The sequence below is a fragment of the Paenibacillus sp. P5_B5 genome (genome assembly GCF_056400365.1).
The window spans coordinates 93996-112200 of record NZ_JBFULK010000008.1; the positions used below are offsets into that span (position 1 = coordinate 93996).

At 40.6% G+C, this 18205-nt stretch carries 15 protein-coding genes and 1 pseudogene; 14 read left to right on the top strand and 2 right to left on the bottom strand.

What is annotated here, in order from left to right; translation table 11 throughout:
- The first annotated feature begins 5 nt into the window (after positions 1–5).
- From nrdF to AC1DOK_RS12660, 4 genes are all read left to right on the top strand, one after another.
- Complete coding sequence (gene nrdF, locus AC1DOK_RS12645; protein WP_477554750.1) at positions 6–1001, top strand: class 1b ribonucleoside-diphosphate reductase subunit beta; 996 nt, start codon at positions 6–8, stop codon at positions 999–1001.
- 172 nt (positions 1002–1173) lie between these two features.
- Positions 1174–1545 (top strand): GntR family transcriptional regulator, encoded by a 372-nt coding sequence (locus tag AC1DOK_RS12650; protein ID WP_477554636.1) that lies wholly within the window; start codon positions 1174–1176, stop codon positions 1543–1545.
- Positions 1542–2438, top strand: a complete 897-nt coding sequence (locus AC1DOK_RS12655) for an ABC transporter ATP-binding protein (RefSeq protein ID WP_477554637.1) — start codon at positions 1542–1544, stop codon at positions 2436–2438. The genes AC1DOK_RS12650 and AC1DOK_RS12655 overlap by 4 nt, the downstream gene beginning before the upstream one ends.
- Entirely contained in the window at positions 2435–3118 is a 684-nt protein-coding gene (locus AC1DOK_RS12660) for a hypothetical protein (RefSeq protein WP_477554638.1), read from the top strand. The genes AC1DOK_RS12655 and AC1DOK_RS12660 overlap by 4 nt, the downstream gene beginning before the upstream one ends.
- A gap of 99 nt (positions 3119–3217) precedes the next feature.
- Here the strand turns inward: AC1DOK_RS12660 and AC1DOK_RS12665 are convergent, their stop codons facing one another.
- Together AC1DOK_RS12665 and AC1DOK_RS12670 are read right to left on the bottom strand one after the other, a co-directional pair.
- Positions 3218–6550, bottom strand: a complete 3333-nt coding sequence (locus AC1DOK_RS12665) for a DEAD/DEAH box helicase (RefSeq protein WP_477554751.1) — start codon at positions 6548–6550, stop codon at positions 3218–3220.
- 180 nt (positions 6551–6730) lie between these two features.
- On the bottom strand, positions 6731–8323 hold the full coding sequence (locus tag AC1DOK_RS12670) for a multicopper oxidase family protein (protein ID WP_477554639.1): 1593 nt from the start codon (positions 8321–8323) through the stop codon (positions 6731–6733).
- Between the two features lie 303 nt (positions 8324–8626).
- Here AC1DOK_RS12670 and AC1DOK_RS12675 point away from each other — a divergent pair, with 303 nt between their 5' ends.
- The 10 genes and pseudogenes from AC1DOK_RS12675 to thrS all read left to right on the top strand — a co-directional run bounded on the left by AC1DOK_RS12675 (position 8627) and on the right by thrS (position 18089).
- On the top strand, positions 8627–8902 hold the full coding sequence (locus AC1DOK_RS12675) for a HesB/YadR/YfhF family protein (protein ID WP_477554640.1): 276 nt from the start codon (positions 8627–8629) through the stop codon (positions 8900–8902).
- A 102-nt stretch (positions 8903–9004) separates the two neighbouring features.
- Positions 9005–9346 carry a hypothetical protein gene (locus AC1DOK_RS12680; RefSeq protein WP_477554641.1) on the top strand — a complete coding sequence of 114 codons (342 nt, stop codon included), beginning with the start codon at positions 9005–9007 and terminating at the stop codon, positions 9344–9346.
- Positions 9347–9365: 19 nt separating this feature from the next.
- On the top strand, positions 9366–9839 hold the full coding sequence (infC, locus tag AC1DOK_RS12685) for a translation initiation factor IF-3 (protein WP_477554642.1): 474 nt from the start codon (positions 9366–9368) through the stop codon (positions 9837–9839).
- Between the two features lie 5 nt (positions 9840–9844).
- Positions 9845–10027, top strand: a pseudogene (locus AC1DOK_RS12690) (antibiotic biosynthesis monooxygenase); the annotation flags it as partial.
- Between the two features lie 302 nt (positions 10028–10329).
- Positions 10330–11787, top strand: a complete 1458-nt coding sequence (gene cls, locus AC1DOK_RS12695; protein WP_477554643.1) for a cardiolipin synthase — start codon at positions 10330–10332, stop codon at positions 11785–11787.
- Positions 11788–11965: 178 nt separating this feature from the next.
- Positions 11966–13015: an LCP family protein gene (locus AC1DOK_RS12700; protein ID WP_477554644.1), complete on the top strand. Its 1050-nt coding sequence runs from the start codon at positions 11966–11968 to the stop codon at positions 13013–13015.
- 203 nt (positions 13016–13218) lie between these two features.
- Positions 13219–13419 carry a hypothetical protein gene (locus tag AC1DOK_RS12705; RefSeq protein WP_477554645.1) on the top strand — a complete coding sequence of 67 codons (201 nt, stop codon included), beginning with the start codon at positions 13219–13221 and terminating at the stop codon, positions 13417–13419.
- 56 nt (positions 13420–13475) lie between these two features.
- Positions 13476–14234, top strand: a complete 759-nt coding sequence (locus AC1DOK_RS12710; protein WP_477554646.1) for a GTP pyrophosphokinase — start codon at positions 13476–13478, stop codon at positions 14232–14234.
- Between the two features lie 95 nt (positions 14235–14329).
- Positions 14330–15646: a deoxyguanosinetriphosphate triphosphohydrolase family protein gene (locus AC1DOK_RS12715; RefSeq protein WP_477554647.1), complete on the top strand. Its 1317-nt coding sequence runs from the start codon at positions 14330–14332 to the stop codon at positions 15644–15646.
- A 529-nt stretch (positions 15647–16175) separates the two neighbouring features.
- Complete coding sequence (gene thrS, locus AC1DOK_RS12720) at positions 16176–18089, top strand: threonine--tRNA ligase (RefSeq protein ID WP_477554648.1); 1914 nt, start codon at positions 16176–16178, stop codon at positions 18087–18089.
- Positions 18090–18205 lie beyond the last annotated feature (116 nt).

The following is an 18205-nucleotide window of genomic DNA, read 5'->3' on the forward strand; positions in this document are numbered from 1 at the left end:
TGAGTATAAAACAATTTGAAGCCGTTAACTGGAATGCACCAGAAACCGATTATACCGAAATGCTGTGGACACAGAACACCACTCAATTCTGGCTTGATACTGAAATTCCGATATCGAAGGATTTGAAATCTTGGCCTAAATTAAGTGAAAGTGAACAGTTAGCTTATATGCGGGTACTTGGTGGATTAACTTTACTTGATACAGAACAAGGTAACGTTGGTATGCCAATGATCGCTCAATTTGTGCAGGAAAAACAGAAGAAAGCGATCTTGATTTTTCAAGCAGCTATGGAAGAAATCCATGCTAAGAGCTATAGTACAATTTTCACGACCGTAGCTAGTGCACAAATGATTAATGAAACATTCGAATGGGTGAAGGATAATAAGCAGCTTCAATATAAAACATCCATCATCGATGGCTTGTACCGTGATATTAAGGCTGGCGACAATCTGAGCTTGTATAAAGCCATGGTCGCTTCCGTATTCCTAGAAAGTTTCTTGTTCTATTCTGGGTTCTTCTACCCATTATATCTAGCTGGACAAGGTAAAATGGTAGCGAGCGGCGAGATCATTAAACTGATCATTCGGGACGAAAGTGTTCACGGGGTATTCGTTGGTTTACTTGCGCAAGAGGTATATAACCAGCTCAGTATTGTGGAAAAACAAACAGCGAATGAGTTCGTACCTGAACTTCTGCATAAGCTGTACGAGAATGAGCTTGAATATACAGAGAAGCTGTATGATGAGATCGGACTTACTCATGAAGTGAAGAAATATATTCGTTATAACGGTAACAAAGCCTTGATGAATCTAGGTTTAGAACCAACATTCCCTGAAGAAGAAGTAAACCCTGTAGTGCTTAACGGGATTAGAACAGAGACAAGCACACATGATTTCTTCTCCACTAAGGGTAACGGCTATCAGAAAGGGAAAGTAGAGCCTTTGCAAGATAAAGATTTTGCCTTTCTGAATGAGAGAGTCAAGCAATCGGAGATTTTCTAATATAAACAATAGCTTCAGAAATACTGGAGCACAGCAAAGAATATGGAAGGGCAAGGGCACAATTGTGCTCTTGCTCTTTTTTTATAATCAGTGAAAAACACCTATTGACAGGAAATATCTGGTTGATGTATAGTTGGTTACACAAGTAATCAACCAATCAGGTGGTGAGGAAATGAACATATTAATAGATGACACCCGTCCGATTTTCGTTCAGATTGCTGAAAGAATCGAAGATGACATCATTGATGGAAGATTGCCAGAAGAATCCATGGTACCATCCAAGAATCAATTCGCATCCTTCTTTCAGATTAATCCTGCAACAGCCGCAAAGGGTGTGAATCTATTGGTCGATCAAGGGATTTTATACAAAAGGCGGGGGATAGGTATGTTTGTAGCAACTGGCGCACGTGGAGAGTTACTCGAGAAGCGCAGGAAGTTATTCTACGATCAATATGTTGTGACCATGATCCAAGAGGCAGCTAAGCTGGAAATTACAACTGAACAATTGATGGATATGATCAAGAAGGGAGAGCACACAGAATGAACGCTGTAATTGAAATTAACCAATTAACCAAATCTTATGGAAAAGTTATAGCAGTCGATGATGTTAGTTTTACGATAGAGCCTGATAAAATATATGGTCTACTGGGAAGGAACGGTGCGGGCAAAACAACGATTATGCACATGATCACTGCACAACAGTTCGCAACTAGCGGTGATATTAAGGTGTTTGGTGAATCTCCTTATGAGAATAACCATGTGCTCAGTCAAGTGTGTTTTATCAAGGAAAGCCAGAAGTATCCGGACACCTATCGTATTATAGATGTATTAGAGATCGCTGCATCGTTATATGCCAACTGGGATTGGGAGTTTGCAAATAGGCTCATTGCGGATTTTCGGTTACCCATTAAGAGAAGAATGAAGAAGCTGTCTCGCGGTATGCTATCGTCTGTCGGAATTATTGTTGGCCTTGCTAGTCGTGCACCGCTTACTATTTTCGATGAACCTTATTTAGGACTTGATGCTGTTGCGCGGAACATATTTTATAACCGATTAATCGAAGACTTTTCTGAGAACCCTCGAACTGTTCTATTATCTACACATCTCATTGATGAAGTAAGTGGCATACTGGAGCATATTATGTTGATCGATAATGGAAAGCTCATGATGGATATGGATGCTGATGAACTTCGAGGTCAAGCTTTTACAATTGTAGGTGTTGCCTCGGTTATTGAAGAATTCACACAAGGAAAGCAAATTATAGCACGCGAAACTTTTGGAGGGTTAGCTTCTGTTACCGTCATGGGTGAATTAAGTTCAGATAACAAACGAAAAGCGAAGTCACTGGGACTTGAATTAGCACCTGTTCCCTTACAGCAGTTAATCGTACATCTCACAAGCGATAGTTTGGGTAGAAAGGAGGTAGAGGTTAGATGAACCGAATCCTAACCGTGATGAAAATTCATGCCAAAGATCGATTCTCATGGTTCTACTTACCATGGATCATTCTATTATCAAGCTTCCTTATCAATGCAGTTATAAGTAGCTTCGTGTCAGAAAGTATGATTACAGGTGGTTTATCTTCGATTTTCGTCTATATGTTCGTAGGTGGAGTTGTTGTACTGGTGCAAACCTTTCCTTTTGCACTAGGGTTAAGTGTACGTAGATCGGACTTTTTCTCTGGTACAATGTTGTATTTCCTATCCATAAGCTTATATACTGTCATTGTTCTGCTGATCCTATCATTTATCGAGAGTCAAGTATTCATTGGATGGGGAACAGATTTGTATTTTTTCCATCTTCCTTATGTGAGTGATGGCATGCTGATTGAACAGTTCTTCGTTTTCTTTCTCTTCGTGCTTCACTGTTTTCTTAGTGGTTTTATTATTTCAAGTCTTTATCGCAGATTCGGTAAGAACGGCACTTACACATTCTTCATTCTCATCCTCATGGTATCTTCAATCGTTTCCTTTTTGATTACTAGAAATCAATGGTGGGATGATATTTTCAACTGGTTTGCTGTACACACAGCATTTGAGTTGGCGATTTGGACGATTCCGTTAACATGCATCTACATGATTTTATCCTATCTAATGTTACGCAAAGCGACTGTGTAAACAGTGTGCATCATAAGCTATAACTAATATGACAAAAGGTGCTATCACACATGCTCTTCATTGAGCAATGGGGTAGCACCTTTTGACATAGAGGTGAAGTTAGCCATTTATCATCAGAATGTCTTTGATATCCTGTTCAGTCAGGGAGGACAGGCCTTCTTGTCCAGGCTTGATCACTTCATCAATTAGATTCATCTTCTTCTGCTGCAGCTCGTACATTTTATCTTCCACAGTGCCTTGAGCGACGAGCCTTATAACCTGCACAATCTTCTTCTGTCCGATGCGATGTGCTCGGTCTGCAGCTTGCTGCTCCACTGCAGGGTTCCACCATAAATCATAGAGAATGACGGTGTCAGCACCAGTTAGGTTTAGTCCCGTACCGCCAGCTTTCAACGAGATAAGGAAGAGGTCGCGCTCACCACTATTGAAACGATCACATATCTGGATGCGTTTAGCTGTAGGCGTTGAGCCATCTAGATAGAAGTGAGGGACTCCTTGATAACCGAGTTCTCGTCCAATTAACCCTAGCATCTCTGTAAATTGCGAGAATATGAGCATTCGTTTGCCAGCGCTTCGACATTCTTCTACGATCTCAAGTAATTGCTCGAATTTAGCAGAACTTCCTTCGTAGTCATCGACGAATAGGGATGGATGGCAGCACAGTTGTCGGAGTCTTGTTAACCCAGCAAGGATCTTGATTCGATTCTTCTGAAAGTCTCTATCATTCAGATGTTTCACAGTTTCTTGTTGCAGCTTGGCTAAATAGGCTACATATAGTTTCTTCTGTTCTGGCAACAGCTCAGAAGCTTGCAGGGATTCTATTTTATCAGGTAGCTCTCTAAGTACATCCGTTTTCAACCTGCGGAGGAGGAAGGGACGAATTCGCTTCGATATGGTTTCACGCGATAGTTCACCAAATTCCTTACGATTAGGGAACAATTCCGGGAATACCACGTTGAAAATCGACCAGAGCTCTTCTAGTCTGTTCTCAACTGGAGTTCCTGTAAGTGCAAATCGATACTCAGCCTCAATCGCCTTCACTGCATGTGCAGTCTGAGTGGTATGATTCTTGAAGGTTTGGGCCTCGTCCAAGATGAGCGTGTGAAATGTCTGGTCAACGTACTCTACAATATCTCTACGTAACAATGGATAAGAGGTGATGATGACATCGACTTGATCTGCTTCGTTCAGAGCGTTAGTCCGCTCAGATTTATTGCCATCGGCGATTACAGCCCGAATCTCTGGTGCGAATTTCTTCAATTCATTCAGCCAGTTATACACCAGTGATGCTGGTGAGATAATGAGCGCAGGGCGATGTGAACTCCTGATCTCCGGTAAGACAGATAAGATAAAAGCAATACTTTGTATGGTCTTACCAAGACCCATATCGTCTGCCAATATACCGCCAAAGCGGTAGTTGGCAAGCGTCTTCAGCCACTGAAACCCATAAGTCTGATAATCACGTAGAACAGGAGCTAGATGATCTGGGACAGGGAAATCAAGATGATCTGGATTCCGCATGTTATCTAGAAGTTTACGCAATGACTTCCCTAGCTTAATGCTAGTTCCTTGATTCTGTGGGTCCATCAAATGCATACCACGAACGATCGGAACTCGAAAGCTTGTTCCATTGAAATCTGCTTTACGAATACCAACCTCGTTCATGAAGCGGATGATCTCATGAAATTCCTTATCGTCAAGTGGTAGTAACGATCCATTCGGCAGGCGATGATATTTACTTTTCTCTTCTATGGACGTGAGCAGACTACGGATATCTGATTCAGGAATACCCTCCATATCGAATCGAATTTCTAACCAATCTGTACGATCACCGATATCCACTTTTATGTTAGGCGGTGCGTAACCTGTCTGTAGCCTTAGCTTGACAGAAGAAGTAGCGTATACCTTAACGAGCTTCTCCAGCTGGGGAACGATCTCGTACAGGAAATCAAATTCGGATTCCTCATTATCCATAAAATAGCCACTTTCAGTTCTAGCAAAATCGCTTTGTTCCATTAGCGCTAGGATACGACGTTCTTGTTCTCCGTCTCTTATGAGAATTCGACCTTCGCCACGTCTCTGATCGTTGCCTTCTAGAGGGTTAATAATAATATCGCCATATTGAAACTCTAGGCCTGCAAGCAGGCGATCCCTTACACGATCCAAATAGAGTCTAGCCTCTAGCTTAGTCTGAACGATTCGTTCGGATACTGCTTGTGCGATTTGGACACGTCCTAGCTTCATAAGACCAGGTAATACTTGATCCATGAAAGGCTCCATTTGCTGCTCTGGAATCTTAATTTGATGCTTCCGATTAGCTTCTAGCATATGCTTTAAATCCGACAGACGCTTACACTCATCGATAGGCAGCTTAATAAGCTTACCATCGTAGATAACAATGCCGTAGGACTCCATCACCGTAATTGCATCTAATCCATCCACGTTCAATTGATAACCTGCATCCTGTGATTGATCAAATGCAAATTTCAGCGGAAGCGCCTCGTCTGATAACTGAAAACCTTCATATATATGGTTACCAAGTTCAAGCTTGACTGCTGAACTCTGAGCAAGCAGGGGAAGAAGGGACTCCCAAGAGAAAGGAGGAATAAGCAGCATACGATCGCCGCTGACACTCCTTGCGCGAACCGAAGCATAAGATGTTTCTTGATATAGCTTCTCGTTCTGATAAACCTGAATGAGCTGTTGAATAATGGCATCATGCTCGATACTAAAGCTGTGTCTCTCTGGATCATAGGTGAAATTCTTCGTGAATACATAAGATTTCATGCTGATGATATGGTCTAGGAAGTCCCTGATTCGCTGCACGATATATAATCGTTTGGAGCCAACCTTCATCTCGATGCCGAACATGTACTCACGTTGACCATAGTAAAAGGGTCGACAGATGAACTCCACGTCAAGTGCTTCTCTAGCATCAAATAGGGGTCTAGTATGAGTTGGTAGCTGCGGTTTATCATGGAATAGCTTTAATATACCCCTTGTTAGTTCTTCCTCAATTGTAGATTGCTCAGATTGCCTGTGAGTAGACAAAGCAGTTCTAGGTTCAACACGTCCAGATTTAGCATAGCTGCTATCATCTGGATAGAGATAGGAGGAATAAGATCGAATAGGCGAATCACCACCCTGTCGATTGTCATGGATATCTAAAAGAACCGCTGCAATATGCTTGCAATATTTGTAGTCAGACATGTAGGAAGAGCAGGTACACTGCGCATCTACATCGCCATTAGAGTCAATTGTAATTTGCACCTTATCGTCTTGTGTGTCTTGGACTGTGGCTTCGTACTCGGAAGCTTCGTGATCACACTTCTGATATGTGACCTTATTTGCTTGGTAGAATTGTTCACCACTGTCATATGAGGCGGGTCCGCACAATAACTTAATGACCCGTCTGGTCAGTTGAAAGCTCATTATTTCAATCATTCCTTTGGTAAACGAAATTATCCTTATCGAAAAGTTATCTTCCATATGATAACAGAAACTCTAAGCAAGTAGAAAGGGTAGGACTTCATATATATCAAAGAACCAGCTATTGTCCGATAACTCGGCGGTAGCTGGTTATTTAACTTTATCTTCTAAACCTGTTCATTCTTATTCAGGGATATTATTAACACTTGGATCTGGCGTGTAATTACTCTTATAGTCCTCATAATGAACATCGGTTACCATTCCGGATGAAGCATGATGTAAATCATGACAATGGAACATCCAATCTCCCGGGTTATCTGCTTCAAATGCGATGACGTATTCTTCACCAGGTTTGACATTTAACGTATCCTTGATGACGGGGGAGCCTTGAACTGGTTGACCGTTTTTACTTAAAATCTGAAAGAAATGACCATGCAGATGCATCGGGTGGTCATCCTTGGGCGAAAGATTTACAAGCTTAGCTTTAACTTTCTCGCCCTTATTTACTTTGATTTTATCTGTATCGGGATATACTTTATCATTGATTGTATACACGGTTTGACCGTTTTTCAAAGCTGTATTCAAATTTAGTGTTGTTGTTTGGTCATATGTTTGATCTAATGTGAATTTCATATTAGCTGTAGCACCATATTTCGTAAGATCGAATAGGGGATGCTGTTCTTTCCAATCAGTAGCTACCTTCTTGCTTGTGATCCCCTCATATGAAATAAGAGCACGCATATTCATCATTCGATCTTCGTTACCATGTTCCTCAAGCAGCCAATTACCGGGATTGTTCGCTGTGAACTCAATATCATATCGTTCGCCAGGCGCAATTGCTATTAGTTGATTACTAATTAGAGCTGGACTGTTAATAGCTTGACCATCAGAAGCAATGATCTTGTAATCGTGACCATGTAGATGAAGCTTATGGGTCAGATAGCCAGCATTAACAAGGCGTAGGCGAACTTTATCCCCTTGTTTGACCAGTAAAGGCTCTATTGCATCACCCGATTTACCATTGATGGTATAAATATCATACATACTCATATCATGGTCACTAGGAGCTGCACTCCCCGTACTCATGTTAATGGAGCCATGATCCATGTTCATACTCCCATGATCCATATTTTCCATATTCATTCCATCCATGTTACCCATATTGTTCATACCGTCCATACTGCCCATACTCATCCATTCATCGAGTACAAGGGTATAATCCTTATCGGACGTTTCGGTCCGATCTTCGACGACAAGTGAGCCATAGAGCCCCTTATCCAATTGGTTAACACTGTCTTGGTGAGAGTGATACCAATACGTTCCAGGTATGGTTGCTTTAAATTCGTAAGTAAATGATTTTCCTGAAACAACGGCATCCTGAGTCACACCAGGAATACCGTCCATTGGATTAGATACCGGATAGCCGTGCCAATGGATGGAGACAGGCTGTTGTAATTTATTCTTAAGCGTAACTTTCACTGTTTCTCCGACTTTCACACGAATTTGGGGTCCAGGTACTGAATTATTGAAAGTCCATACAGGCAATGTTAATCCTGGTTTGACTTCAAGATTACTTTCTTGTGCGGTTAATGTCAGTTCCTTGCCATTCGCTACACTTGTAGCTTTCGTCTGCATGGCAATTATAGGTTGGTTTGGTTCGTTCTTATTCATCGTACTATGATCCATTTGACTCATGGGATCAATCGTACATGCGGTCAGTACTATTGATAATGCTGTCAAAATTAATACTCGGTATAACCATTTATATGTGGTCATTCTGAACACACTCCTGATTCATCGTGATGTAGTTTAGTGTAAACCAAAATTGTGTAGGATATAAATTCAAGCCCACCAACAAGTTCAATATGGGGGTTCTGGTCTAGGGCTTGCAATCGATTCGTAAATGGGTTGAACTATATGGTGGTACAATTCAAGTATTTAGTAGGGCTGGCATAGGAACGACATTTGATATTTGTTTCTCCGAATCACGAGAAGACATTTGATGCCTGAGCGGATTATGGTAGAATGATATAATGAACCTTAACATACTATAAATAAATCTAGAATGGGGTGTTAGACATGAACTTTAACGTCACACCATCTGCTATAGCTTGTTTTAACAAGGAATGGGGATTTAACGCAGGTGATAAAATACGTATTTTTGTTAGATATAGTGGAGGCGGCGAGGATGCTTTCGCATTTGGCATTATGAAAGCTAATCCGTTATACCCAGCAATTACGATTGTAGCTCAGGATGTGACTTTTTTCATCGAAGCGAATGATCTTTGGTACTTGGATGGCAAGGACTTGACACTTGATTGTCACGGGGAAGATATCGTATTTCTTTTAAATTAACCTCATTCATACATGACAGTAAGCCCAACTTGTTTTGGGCTTTTTCTGTTTTAGTACGATCTTATCTACTGCATGGTTGGAATTCTAGAGCAGTAAAACTTCTTGCTCGTCGTTGAGCATGTTCCACTTTCAGTTCAAGAGCTATCCTTGTATATTTATAAGCTTATTCGTGCATTTGGTGAGGAAAAGTTGATTCATCTATCATTCGCAATCTCAGCAATCGCTATGGTCATAATGTTGTTATCAGGCAACTTCTGGTATGTTATGATTATTACCTTGCTATTCTTTTCGTTTACTTCCATTTTACGACCAGTAATTAGCACCTTATTGTCCAAAATGGCAGGAGGAGAGCAAGGCTTTGTTATGGGAATGAATAAATGTCTATCGTATGGAACCGTAAGTTATCGAGAGCTTAAGACTATTTCTTCAAGTGATGATCTATAGAAAAGGGTGAATTTCAACCATGATCATGAATGAAAAAATCAAATCATCTGAGGTACAACTAACAGGTATCAACGGTGAGGATCTTGGAATCGTAAGAACAGCTGATGCACTTGCCATGGCTCGCAAGCTTAAGGTTGACTTAGTATGTACATCGCTGATGTCAAGTCCACCGCCATGTAAGCTGGTAGGTGCAGGAGCAGCTAAGCAAGAGAAACAGCAAGCTCGGAAACGAGAGCAAGCACCTAAGCTTAAGGAAATTAGACTAACCCCGCAGATCGAAGATCATGATTATGACACGAAGAAACAACAAGCAGAGCGGATCTTGAAATCTGGAGATGCTGTTCAGTTCGTAGTTCGTATTCAAGGTAAAGAAGGGGATAGAGCGAAACAATTACTTGAGTCACTTCTGAAGGACTTAAGTTCAGTAGGACGCAAGAAGACAGGGATTCAGCTTAGCGGTAAGCAAGCTGTAGTTCAGGTAGATCCACTATAATGTAAGGCTTCATCGATTTAAGCGTTCTTGTTAAGCGTACACACAAAGGCGAAGAAGAAGTGATTCTGATGATCCGTTGGGAATCTGAAGCAGCTTGGAAGGGCTGGGAGAAGAGTGAAGTGCATCTAGAAGGTAACAGTATCTCATCTAGAAGGTCACAGTATCTCATCAATAATGTACAAAGCTGATATCTGATTCATTCAGGTATGGGCTTTTTTCTTTGCAGATGGAAATGACTGATACCACACACGAATGGTGGGACTCGGACTGGGCAAATTATAAATGCTGGAAGAAACTAAGCGAGGTTCACACCAATGACGCTAAAATTAGCTAAGCTGATGATGATTTTATTTAGTGTTTTAGTTATTGTGTTTTATTCTAAGCGGAGCTGTTCGTGGATAAATCAAGTGGTTAAGATTGAAAAATAGTAAAAATCTAATATAATTGTTGAGTTAGCGATATAAACTACTTAGGATATGGTTGGTGACCTATGGACTTTTTACGATCGATGTATTCTGTACTACCACTTCTTATAAACTTGCTGTTAGCGATTGTGATCCTCTTTCGAGAAAGACGCAATATAGGTAATACATGGGCATGGCTCATGGTATTGCTGTTCTTACCGGTGGTTGGGTTCCTTCTATACTTGTTATTTGGTCAAAATCTTAGTAAACGCAAGCTCTATAGAATTAAAGCAGAACAACAAGTAATGGTCGAAGCGCTTGTTGAGAATCAGAAAACTGATTTAATTGCTCAGCAAATTAAGTTTAAAGACCCACTGATGATTGATTTTCAGAATATGATTTACATGAACTTGTCGAGTGGAAATTCCATCTACACACAGGATAATGAAGTTGGCATATTTGCGGATGGTAATGACAAATTTGATGCATTAGTGAAGTCCATTCAGGAAGCTAGACATCATATTCATCTTATGTATTATATTGTTAGAGATGATGGATTAGGTCGCAGATTAGTGGAAGCATTGACTGAGAAAGCGCGGGAAGGTATAGAAGTCAGGTTCTTATATGACGATGTAGGAAGTGCCAATCTATCTAAAGAAATGTTTAAATCGCTAATTGAAGCTGGGGGAAAAGTAGCTATTTTCTTTCCATCACATATTCCGTATTTAAATATTCGAGTAAACAATCGGAATCACCGGAAGCTTGCTATTATCGATGGCAGACAAGGATATATCGGGGGCTTTAATATTGGAGATGAATATTTAGGACTTGATAAGCGCTACGGATACTGGCGTGACACGCATCTGGTAATTAATGGGATCGCAGTGCATCAGATGCAGGCTCAGTTTATGATGGATTGGAACCTAGCCACGCCAAGTAAATTGACGAATAGTAAAAAATCATTGAGTTATTTTCCTGTTATTCAAAATTTAGGAAATGTTGGTATCCAAATCCTCGCTAGTGGACCTGATAATGAACAAGAGCAAATTAAGAATTCATATATCAAGGCAATTAACTTAGCCAAAGAGAGTATTTATTTGCAAACTCCTTATTTTATACCTGACGAGAGTTTATTAAATGCTTTGAAAATGGCTTCTTTGTCTGGTGTAGCTGTGAAAATCATGATCCCTAGTGTACCTGATCACAAAATGGTTTACTGGGCTTCGTATTCGTACTTAGGTGATTTACTTGAGGTTGGGGCACAGGTTTATTTGTATACCAAAGGATTCCTGCATGCCAAAACGATTGTGGTGGATGGGATCGTAAGCTCAGTAGGTACAGCGAATATCGATATTCGTAGCTTTAAGTTAAACTTCGAGGTCAATGCCTTTCTATATGATAGCTCAACCTCGGATAGATTGAAGCAAATTTTCGAGAAAGATATGGAAGATTGTAGAGAATTAACGAGAGCTGAATATCGTAATCGATCCAAATTTAATTATGTCAAAGAGTCTTTAACAAGGCTTTTGTCACCGATTCTATAGGTGTAGTGTTATATGAAGTACCTCAAATGGCATGGTTCAATATTTGACATTCTTCGCGTGATACTCTAGATTAAATAAGGATATTGTCTATTTATATCAAAATTTACTATATATATGTTACACATTATCTTATGAAGGCATACATTATGTTTTCGACACTATTAAAAGGAGTTTTTTTATGAAATCCAGTACAAATAACAAAACAAATACGAATAAGAACACTACCAATAAGAAAATAACTAAAAAACGCTCCAACAAAAAACGTATTGCATGGATAATTGGAATTCCACTCTTAGTTCTGATCCTAGCTGGAACTGTGTACGGCATCTTTATTGTCAATAAAGCCAAAGAAGTTGTCGCTCAAGCCTATACGCCAATCGAAATAGGAGCTGGAGATAAATCGGCTAAACGCGCGAATGTAGTCAAGCCTCTCACAGATTCGATCTCTATACTAGTCATGGGCGTCGATGAAAGTGACGAACGAGCTGCTGCATACGGTGAAGCGATTCGGACAGATGCTTTACTCCTACTAACGCTTAATAAAGATGATAAATCGGTTAAATTATTGAGTATACCACGTGATTCTCGTGTGTATATTCCTTCAAGGGATCGTAAGGATAAAATTACACATGCACATGTATTTGGCGGTGTAGAAAGTACGGTTCAGACAGTAGAGAATTTCTTGGATATTCCGGTTGATTATTATGTGAAGTTTAACTTTAAATCATTCATAAAAATTGTCGACTCTCTTGGGGGTATTGATCTAGATGTACCTGTCGATTTCTCAGAGCAGGATAGTAAGGGCAAGAAGAATGCGATTCATCTTAAAAAAGGCTATCAGCATTTGAACGGGGAAGAGGCGCTTGCTTTATCCAGAACACGTCACATTGATAGCGATTTGATGCGCGGTCAACGTCAGCAGATCGTTTTTGAAGCGATTATTCAAAAGGCAATGTCATTCCAATCTATCAATAAGTTAAGTGGTTTGCTAGATGCCATTAATAACAATTTCACAACTAATTTGACGTTTGATAATATGACAAGCATTGCGATGAACATGATGAATACAACCTTGCAACTGGAGAAACTACAGATCGAGGGCGAGGATAAATATATCGACGGTGTTTATTATTACGAACCTTCTAAGGACAGCGTACAATCGATCAGCTTATCACTTAAAAGTCACTTAGGTCTAACGACTAATTCAGGACCTACAAAGCTAAATTAGATTTGATAACAACAAAACTCCCTTATCATAAATTGGTTAACAGCCAATAGGATGAGGGAGTTATTTTTTTATTCGCAGTCTGGAACATTGGCAAATGAGGGAAATGAAGCCGCACGTTTGCTTTATTGGTTACTCTTGTATTATGATTTTTGTAGATAAAGATATATGATTAAGGTATATAGACTCTTAATCATAATCAGTGCTTGCTAAAGACAGAACCATATGTAGCTCGTAGCGGAGGGGACGGAATTGTCTTGGAGAAGCGAAGCATTCGCCTTTGCCACCGGATTTCTACCGCTATAAGCGGTATACGATCAAGAAATCTGGGGGCAACAGCGATCGATAGGACAATCCGTCCACGCAGCGTTCATCAATCGACACGATTCCATTTTTTCAAACACTGATTTGGTGTTGAGCCGTTATAGAACCAGAAAGTTAATCGTTTGGAAGGGGAAATACTGTGAACGCATTGAAAGTAGAACAGTTTAGAAGATTCAAGGATGAAATTACAAGATTCATGATGACATACAAATTTGCGCTTGATGAAATAGAAACGAAAATTGAAATTCTGAAAGAGGAATTTCAGTTTCTTCATGATTATAATCCGATCGAACATACAAGTTCACGGTTGAAAACACCAGAAAGTATTCTCAAAAAACTTCATAAGAAGGGGGGAGAAATAACTTTTGATGGTATTAAGTCTCATATCAAAGATATTGCCGGGGTACGGATTACCTGCTCCTTTATTAATGACATCTACCGTATAAGTGAAATGCTCGAAAGGCAGCAAGATATCAAGATCCTAGAGGTAAAGGATTATATCAAGCATCCAAAACCGAATGGCTACCAGAGTTTACACTTACTCATTGAAATTCCTGTTTATATGTCAGATCGCCGAGAGGATGTATCTGTTGAAATTCAAATTCGGACGATTGCGATGGATTTCTGGGCGAGTCTTGAACACAAAATTTACTATAAGTATAATCAGTCCATTCCCCCTCATTTACTACAGGAATTAAAGAGTGCTGCCGATTCGGCAACTGCATTAGATCAACAAATGGAGCGTCTTCATAGTGAAGTGGCTAAAATCAAAGAATTTCAAGCGATTGATGCTGAAGAAGAGCTTAAACATATCAGTATTCGAAATCAGCACTTCCAAGTGCCAACTGCTTTGTTAAAATTGATTGAATCAGACTCTGACCTGTCTGATGAGTCCTAGTTCATAGATTGAATCCTATTTGTGAATAATCTAATAAGTAAGTGTTATAATGATCTATGTTACACATACTGAAATAACAAAGTTGAGGTATGACTATGAATGTACGCAAATTACGATTATTTGACACAGAGAATATTCATTCCAGCGAAGACCGTGAAGAAGTGGAGAAAGATTATGCAAGATTGATTCAATCTCCTTCATTCAGAAGACTACAAGGTAAATCCCAAGTATTCGGTGCAGGTACGGGTGATTATTATCGAACAAGACTGACACATTCCCTAGAAGTCTCGCAGATTGGCAGAGAAGTTGCTGGAAGACTAAATAAGACATATGAATTCTTGTCCAAAAGAGTGCACCCTGGGTTGATTATTCAGCCTGAGGTGGTAGAATGTGCAAGTCTTGCACATGATTTAGGACATCCTCCGTTTGGTCATAAGGGTGAGGAGGTTCTAAATGATCTAATTACCTCTCAGTTTGGTATGTCATATGAGGGGAATGCGCAGAACTTCCGTATTCTGATGTTCTTAGAGAAGCGAGCAGGAAGTGATCGAGGCTTAGATCTGTGCGCGGCTGTACTTTTGTCGATCAATAAATATCCGTATTGTCTGGATGAACCAGGAAGGATTAAGGGTGTGTATACCAGAGAGTGGGAAGGTATTCATTACTTACGGAAGCTTTGGGAAATGCCTGACAATTGTGCCACGCTTGAAGCTCAGTTAATGGATTTATGCGATGATATTGCCTATTCTACACATGATATTGAGGACGGAATTCGGGCTGGCAAAATTCAAATGAATCGGAGCTTCATTGAGGATGATCGATTAGTAGCCCATTTAGTCCAGGAAATAGTTGAAGATAAAAGCGAAGACCATATCACATGGGATCATGTCGATGTTCCATCCATGGTTAGACAAGTGCTTGGTCAGTACTTAGAGCAATGGGAAACCATTTATGCAGAATGCAATCGGGAAGCATCTAGAACTCGCCGCGAAATGAAAGCCCGCTGGGTGAGTAGATTCGCACAACATGTAGGAATCATTGATAATCCACTTACGGGGTGGAAACGTGTGACATTCGTACATGAAGGTCAAGAGGATATAGAGCTTCTTCGTACGATGGGAATTCTAAAAAAATTAGCATGGGTGACATTGATTAAGGATTTCCGAGTCCAGCGATTGCAAAAACGTAGTGAAATTATGCTACAACGTCTGTGGGAAAGCTTCATTCAATATGATACTGGACGGCTGATTACACCTCCTGATTGGATTGAGAGCTACGAGGAACAGAAGGATAAATGGCCATGGGAAAGACTAGTAGCTGATTATATTTCAGGCATGACGGATGCTTACGCTGAGAAAGTGTATATGGAGTTGTTTGCAAGCCGTTCAGGATCGATTTACGAAAGAGATTGATGGCAGTAAACCTGCATATTTAGGCTAATGGGGCTAAAGCAGGTTAAAACAGGCTAAAACTAGCGCTCTTTGACACTTGACGTTTCATGTCGTTAAATCTATAATGTTGAACCAAGCAATAAATATTATTCGGCGATGATCCAAGACATGATTCCCTTCACGAACTGTTCAGAGAGAGAAGTCCTAGCTGTAAGCTTCTCCAGTAACCGGATGTGGAATTACCCCTTAGTAGCTGTAACGTTGAACCCACTAAGCAATTGGCAGTAAACGTAACCGTCCCATCCCCGTTAACGGATGCCTAGAATAAGGACTAAGGTAGGATACCTGCTTAAGTGAATCAACTTAAAAGTGAATCACCTTAAGAAGCGTAGATGACTTAGTCGAATTAGGGTGGAACCACGAGCTGAACGCACTCGTCCCTTGGGAGAGATGCGTTTTTTTGCGTTTAATAAAACGTATTCGCTCTTAGAAGGGACGGTACAACCGTTTCTTGTTGCGTTCAACATTATAGAGAGTGGAGGCAGTTAACATGGGAGTTAAGGTTACATTATTAGGTGGAGATGTTCGAGAGTATGCGAATGGAACCACAATCGAACAGGTTGCAGAGTCCATAAGTGTGGGGCTGAAGAAGAATGCGATTGCAGGTAAGGTGAATGGCAAGGTGGTTGATCTCTATCATCCCATTGAAGAGGATAGTGAAGTTGCCATTGTCACTCTTGATAGCAAGGAAGGACTGGAAGTTTATAGACACAGTACAGCCCATCTAATGGCGCAAGCGATCAAGCGTATATATGGCAATAAGGCTGTCAAACTGGGAATCGGACCTGTTATTGAAGATGGCTTCTATTATGATATTGATATAGCTAATCCATTGTCTACAGATGACTTGTCAGCCATTGAGAAAGAAATGGAAAGAATCGTACAAGAGAATCTTCCGATTGTTCGCCGTGTTGTTGATCGTGCAGACGCAATTAAAATCTTCGAAGAGCTTGAAGATCCGCTCAAGCTAGATCTGATTCGTGATCTTCCTGAAGATTCGGTGCTTACAATTTACGATCAAGGTGAATTCTTTGACTTATGTCGTGGTCCTCATTTGCCGTCAACTGGTCGTATCAAAGCATTCAAGCTGATGAGTGTTGCAGGTGCTTACTGGAGAGGTGATTCCAATAACCAAATGTTGCAACGGATATATGGCACTTCATTCCCCAAAAAAGCACAGTTAGATGAGCATATACATTACCTTGAAGAAGCGAAGAAACGTGATCATCGCAAGCTTGGCAAAGAGCTCGGATTGTTCATGTTCTCAGAGGAAGCACCAGGCATGCCGTTCTATTTACCTAATGGAATGACGATCCGTACGGAGCTTGAGGACTTCTCGCGCGAATTGCAGAAGAAGAAGAATTATGATGAGGTTCGGACACCATTCATGATGAATCAGCGGATATGGGAGCAATCGGGTCACTGGGATCATTATCATGAGAATATGTACTTCACTGAAGTTGATGATACGAAGTTCGCGCTTAAGCCGATGAACTGCCCGGGTCACATGTTGATTTTCAAAAATAGTCTTCGCTCTTATCGCGAGTTACCTATTCGGATGGCTGAGTTTGGTCAAGTACACAGACATGAGTTTTCTGGTGCGCTGAATGGTATGATGCGTGTTCGTACCTTCTGTCAGGATGATGCACATATATTCGTGAGACCGGATCAGATTGAAGAAGAAATTAACCGTGTCATCGCGCTGATTGATGAGATATATCAAGTGTTCGGATTTGAATATAAGATTGAATTGTCCACTAGACCAGTGGATTCAATGGGATCCGAGGAATTATGGACACAAGCAGAAAATTCTTTGAGAAATGTTTTGGAAAACAGAGGGATTAACTATATCCTTAATCCAGGGGATGGTGCCTTCTACGGTCCCAAAATTGACTTCCACATTCTAGATGCGCTTAAACGGAGCTGGCAGTGCGGAACAATTCAACTGGATTTCCAAATGCCAGAGAAATTCGAACTATCCTACATTGGTGAGGATAATCAGAAGCATCGCCCAGTCGTTATTCATAGAGCAATCTATGGTTCAATCGACCGATTCATCGGTATTCTAACTGAACATTATAGCGGTGCATTTCCATTATGGTTAGCGCCAGTTCAGGCTAGAATATTACCGGTATCTGAGAATTACATCGACTATGCGCTTCAAGTAAAAGAAGCATTAAGAGAAGTCGGGATTCGCGCCGAAATAGATGTGCGTAATGAGAAGCTGGGATATAAGATTCGTGAAGCACAGCTAGAGAAAGTACCGTATATGCTCGTACTTGGCGAGAGTGAGCGTAGCGAAGGAACAGTAGCTGTTCGTAAGCGTGGAGAAGGCGATCTTGGTTCTCTTAGTCTACAAGAAATCACTGATTTGATTAGCAAGGAAATCCAAGATAAGAAATAACCCAATAGAAGAAATAACAGCTATTAATAAGGATTGCAAAAGTGATTGTGTTAAGGGATGAAGAGCCCTGCACAATCACTTTTTTGCATTTATCATGTGTTCCTCATCCGGATCAG